We start from the raw sequence: 5170 nt of genomic DNA on the forward strand, positions 1-5170 counted from the left end.
CTCGGCGCCGAGCGGATGCAGCTGGTGCCCGCTGTGCGCCGTCGCGGCCGCGGTGCGGGGCGAGCCACATGAGCTCCTCACCCGCCTCGCCACCCAGATCGCGGCCCTGATCGCCCTGCTGCGGGACCTGCTCGCCCGGTACCTTCCGCCCCCAGGGGCCGGCCCCGACGGGCCGGATCCGCAGACCCCGCCCCCGGCTCCCGGCCGCAGCGGTGCGTTCGTGCCGATCTCGGTCACGATCCGGCGCTGATCGGGTCCACACCGTGAGCACGGATCGACTCACGATCGGAATCGACGTGGGCGGCACCAGCATTCGCGCGGCCGTCGTCGACGGCACCGGATCCGTCGTCGACACCGTCCGGTCGCCGACCCCGCACTCGGGCCGCGCCCTCGAGGATGCCCTCGACCGCACCGTCGCCCGCCTGGCGGGACGCAACGAGGTCACCGCCGTCGGGCTCGCCGTCGCCGGATTCCTCACCGCCGACCGTCGCGTCGTCCGTTTCGCCCCGCACCTGCCGTGGGCGGACGTGCCCGTGGCCGAGCGGATGAGCGCGCGGATCGGCCTGCCGGTGATCCTCGAGCACGACGCCAACGCCGCGGCGTGGGCCGAGTACCGGTTCGGTGCGGCCGCCGGTGTCCGCACGACCGTGCTGGTGGCCGTCGGCACCGGCATCGGCGCCGCCCTGCTCCTGGACGGTGTGCCGTTCCGGGGCGCGCACGGCATCGCCCCCGAACTCGGGCACCTGCAGGTGGTTCCCGCCGGGCGGCCCTGCGCGTGCGGGAAGCGGGGCTGCTGGGAGCGGTACTGCAGCGGCACCGCGCTGGTCGACACGGCGATCGAATTGCTCGCGGCAGACCCGGACCGGTCCTCCCCGCTCACCCGTGACGTCGCGGCGGATCCCGGGGCACTGACCGGACGACGGATCGCCGAGGCCGCGCAGGACGGCGACCCGCTCGCCGTGGCGGCGATGGCCGAGTTCGCCCGTTGGCTCGGGCTGGGCCTGGCGATGGTCGCCGACCTCTACGACCCGGACCTGGTCGTCATCGCGGGTGGGGTGTCGGGGTCGGCGTCTCTGTTCCTCGACGACGCCCGCGGTCACTACGCGGCGGCCCTGACCGGGCGTGGTCACCGGCCGCTCGCCGGGGTCCGCGCCGCGCACCTCGGCGACGCCGCCGGCCTGGTGGGCGCGGCCGACCTCGCCCGCGAATCGTCCCGGTCCGGACGAAACGGACCAGGCGGCTGAGATGATCGTCACGTCCATCGCTGTGAGGCGGGACCGCGGCGTGCCACGGTGTGCACGGCGACACCCCGCCGTCGTAGAGTCGACCGGCAGGCACGATCTGCCTGCGCGTTTCGGAGACGGGGAAGGACGCCATGTGGTATTGGCTTTTCAAGTACGTCCTGCTGGGGCCGCTGCTCTGGTTCATGGGGCGGCCGAAAATCGAAGGGGCGGAGCATATCCCGACCGACGGCCCCGCGATCCTCGCCAGTAATCACAAAGCCGTCCTCGACTCCTTCTTCCTTCCCCTGGTGGTACCGCGGCGCATCACCTTCCTCGCCAAGAGTGAGTACTTCACCGGCCCCGGGCTCAAGGGCCGGTTCCAGCGCTGGTTCTTCTCCGCGGTCGGGCAGGTCCCGATCGACCGCACCGGCGCCGACGCCGCGCAGGACGCACTCAACGCCGGCGTCCGCGTCCTCTCCCAGGGCAAGCTGCTCGGCATCTACCCGGAGGGCACCAGGTCGCCGGACGGCCGCCTCTACAAGGGCAAGACCGGTATCGCCCGGCTGGCCCTGCAGACCGGTGTGAAGGTCATCCCGGTGGCGATGATCGGCACCGACGAGATGAACCCCATCGGGTCGAAGATGTGGAGGCCGGCCAAGGTGACGGTCCGGATCGGGGAACCGATCGACTTCTCCCGCTTCGAGGGCATGGGCGGCAATCGTTTCGTCGAGCGCACCGTCACCGACGAGGTGATGTACGCGCTGATGCGCCTGTCGGGCCAGCAATACGTCGACATCTACGCGGCCTCCCTGAAGAACCGGCCCGCCGAACAGGATGCGGCCGCCACGGCCGCCGACGCCGATCGCCTGCCCGACACGCAGGCCGGCTGACGCCGGATACCGGCGACACCCGCCCGGCCGCGGCCGGGCATAATGTGCGCACGTGCGTTACTTCTACGACTGCGAGTTCATCGAGGATGGTCGCACCATCGAGCTCGTGTCGATCGGTGTCGCCTGCGAGGACGGGCGCGAATTCTATGCGGTGTCGACGGAGTTCGACCCCGAGCGGGCCGGGCCCTGGGTGCGGCGGCACGTGCTGCCGAAGCTGCCGCCCCCGGCGCATCCCGCCTGGAAGTCCCGGACCCGCATCCGCGACGACCTGATGTCCTTCCTGATCCCGCGGCCGGGCATCCAGCCCGAGCTGTGGGCCTGGCTCGGGGCCTACGATCACGTCGCGCTCGTCCAGCTCTGGGGAACCATGCCGGAACTGCCCGACGCGCTGCCCAAATTCACCCGCGAGCTGCGCCAGCACTGGGAGCAGCACGGCAAGCCCCCCCTGCCGCCGGTGCCGGACGACAACCACGACGCCCTCGCCGATGCCCGCCACAACCTCGCCAAGTTCGAGGCGATCGAGGCCGCGCGGCTGTACCGCTGAACCGGGTGCCGCGGCCGCCGGGCGGGCCGGCGGGACGGGGTGTGGCATCGACCCACCCGGGGGTGCGTGTCCCTCGTCGCGCCGGGGCCATATCCTGGTGGTGTGAACTGGACTGTCGATGTGCCGATCGACCGCTTGCCGACCCTTCCGCCGCTCCCCGCCGAGCTGCGCGAAAGGCTGGACGCGGCCCTGGCCAAGCCCGCCCTGCAGCAGCCGAGCTGGCCCGAGGACCAGGCGTCGGCGATGCGTACCGTGCTCGAGAGCGTGCCGCCGATCACCGTGGCCCGCGAGGTCGAGGACCTACAGAACCACCTCGCCGCGGTCGCGCGGGGTGAGGCCTTCCTGCTCCAGGGCGGTGACTGCGCCGAGACCTTCGCCGACAACACCGAGCCGCACATCAAGGCCAACATCCGCACGCTGCTGCAGATGGCCGTCGTGCTGACCTACGGCGCGTCGCTGCCGGTCGTGAAGGTCGCGCGGATTGCCGGACAGTACGCCAAGCCGCGGTCGTCGGACATCGACGCGCTCGGGCTGCAGTCGTACCGGGGCGACATGATCAACTCACTGGTCGCCGATTCCGCCGTGCGTGCGCACGACCCGTCCCGGCTGATCCGCGCCTACGCCAACGCCAGCGCCGCGATGAACCTGGTCCGGGCCATCACCGCCGCCGGCGAGGCGGACCTGCACCGGGTGCACGACTGGAACCGGGAGTTCGTCGCATCCTCCCCGGCCGGCGCGCGGTACGAGGCCCTCGCCTCCGAGATCGACCGCGGCCTGCGCTTCATGGACGCGTGCGGCGTCGTCGATCCCAACCTGAAGGCCGCCACCATCTACGCCAGCCACGAGGCGCTGGTCCTCGACTACGAGCGGGCCATGCTCCGGCTCGACAACACCGACGGGCACCCCCGGCTCTACGACCTGTCGGCGCACTTCCTGTGGATCGGTGACCGCACACGCCAGCTCGACGGCGCCCACATCGCCTTCGCCGAGCTGCTGGCCAACCCGATCGGCCTGAAGATCGGCCCCAGCACCACACCCGAGATGGCGGCCGAGTACGTCGAGCGGCTCGATCCCACCAACAAGCCGGGCCGGCTGACCCTCATCTCCCGGATGGGGCACGCGAAGGTGCGCGATCTGCTGCCCCCGATCATCGCCAAGGTGCAGGCGACCGGTCACCAGGTCATCTGGCAGTGCGACCCGATGCACGGCAATACCCACGAGGCGTCCACGGGGTACAAGACCCGGCACTTCGACCGGATCGTCGACGAGGTGCAGGGCTTCTTCGAGGTGCACAACGCCCTGGGCACCCATCCCGGCGGCATCCACATCGAACTCACCGGTGAGAACGTCACGGAATGCCTCGGCGGCGCACAGGACATCTCCGACATCGACCTGCACGGCCGTTACGAGACCGCGTGCGACCCGCGCCTGAACACCCAGCAGTCGCTCGAGCTGGCGTTCCTGGTCGCGGAGATGCTCCGCGGCTGACCCTCCGCGGAGCGGTCGGGTCCCGGGGCCTTCCGGGTCGTCAGGGGCCTCAGGGCAGTGCGGTGAGAGTCACCGTGCCGCCCGGCTCGACCCGGTCGCCCGCGCCCGGGCTCTGACCGATCACCACCGAACGGTCGGAGCCCGCGAACTGGCGCACCTCCACGTCCAGCCCCAGCCGGCCGAGCTCGTCGCGTGCCGCGGCGACCGTGCGGCCCAGCAGCGAGGGCACCTTCACCGCGTTCGACACCAGCAGCGTGACGCTACCGCCGGCGTTGACCCGGTTCCCGACCGCCGGGTCGGTGCCCGCCACCCGTCCCGCGTCGACCTCCGCGTCGAACACCTCCCGCGTCTCGCGCACCGTGAGGCCGACCGTGTCCAGGGCCCGCCGGGCCTCGTCGACCGTGCGGCCCGCGACGTCGGGCACATCCACCGGCGGTGATCCCTTGCTGACGATCACCTTGACTTCCGCTCCCACCGGCAGGACCGTGCCGGGCGCCGGATCGAGGGCCGCGACCCCGCCCTCCTCGACGGCCGTGCTGTAGGCGGTGCCGCCGTCCACGGGGACGAGGGTCCGGTTGCGCAGTTCCTGCTCCACCACGTCGCGGTCGCCGCCCCCGACGATGGTGGGCACGGTCGGCCGGCCCAGCGAGACGAGCAGCACCACCTCGTCACCCCGGGCGACCCGGCTGCCCGCCTCCGGGTCGGTACCGAGCACGGTGTCGACCGAGGCGTCGTCGGAGTACTCGCCCTGCACCTCGGGAGTCACCTCGGCCGCCTGCAGCGCCGCGAGCGCGGTGTCCCGATCGGCTCCGAGCACGCTGGGCACGGTGGTCATCCGTCCGGACCCGAGCCACCATCCGCCGAAACCGACGGCCAGGGCCAGCACCAGGATCGCCAGCAGCCACAGCAGCGTCGTCCGCCGGTTACGTCGGCGCTCGGCGGCGAAATCGGCGACCGGGACCCGGGCAGGCTCGGCCTGCGGCCCCGACAACTCGGCACGCGGGTGCTGCTGGGTCACGACCTTC

At 72.0% G+C, this 5170-nt stretch carries 5 protein-coding genes and 1 pseudogene; 5 read left to right on the forward strand and 1 reads right to left on the reverse strand.

The genetic code is table 11. The features are described 5' to 3' along the window. The 5 genes and pseudogenes from CQZ88_RS10065 to CQZ88_RS10085 form a co-directional block, all read left to right on the forward strand. Positions 1-250: pseudogene (locus tag CQZ88_RS10065) on the forward strand (hypothetical protein); the annotation flags it as partial. Positions 251-263: 13 nt separating this feature from the next. Then, on the forward strand, positions 264-1244 hold the full coding sequence (locus CQZ88_RS10070) for an ROK family protein (protein WP_102799679.1): 981 nt from the start codon (positions 264-266) through the stop codon (positions 1242-1244). Positions 1245-1375: 131 nt separating this feature from the next. After that, entirely contained in the window at positions 1376-2113 is a 738-nt protein-coding gene (locus CQZ88_RS10075; RefSeq protein WP_102799680.1) for a 1-acyl-sn-glycerol-3-phosphate acyltransferase, read from the forward strand. 52 nt (positions 2114-2165) lie between these two features. Beyond that, positions 2166-2657 (forward strand): polyadenylate-specific 3'-exoribonuclease AS, encoded by a 492-nt coding sequence (locus CQZ88_RS10080; RefSeq protein WP_006933363.1) that lies wholly within the window; start codon positions 2166-2168, stop codon positions 2655-2657. A 102-nt stretch (positions 2658-2759) separates the two neighbouring features. Further along, complete coding sequence (locus CQZ88_RS10085) at positions 2760-4145, forward strand: class II 3-deoxy-7-phosphoheptulonate synthase (protein ID WP_006933364.1); 1386 nt, start codon at positions 2760-2762, stop codon at positions 4143-4145. Between the two features lie 49 nt (positions 4146-4194). Here CQZ88_RS10085 and CQZ88_RS10090 read toward each other — a convergent pair. Then, on the reverse strand, positions 4195-5170 hold a 976-nt coding region (locus CQZ88_RS10090; protein WP_146034291.1), incomplete at its 5' end, for a Stk1 family PASTA domain-containing Ser/Thr kinase.

The sequence above is a fragment of the Rhodococcus sp. ENV425 genome, from assembly GCF_002887785.1.
GTDB classification, from domain to species: domain Bacteria; phylum Actinomycetota; class Actinomycetes; order Mycobacteriales; family Mycobacteriaceae; genus Rhodococcus; species Rhodococcus aetherivorans.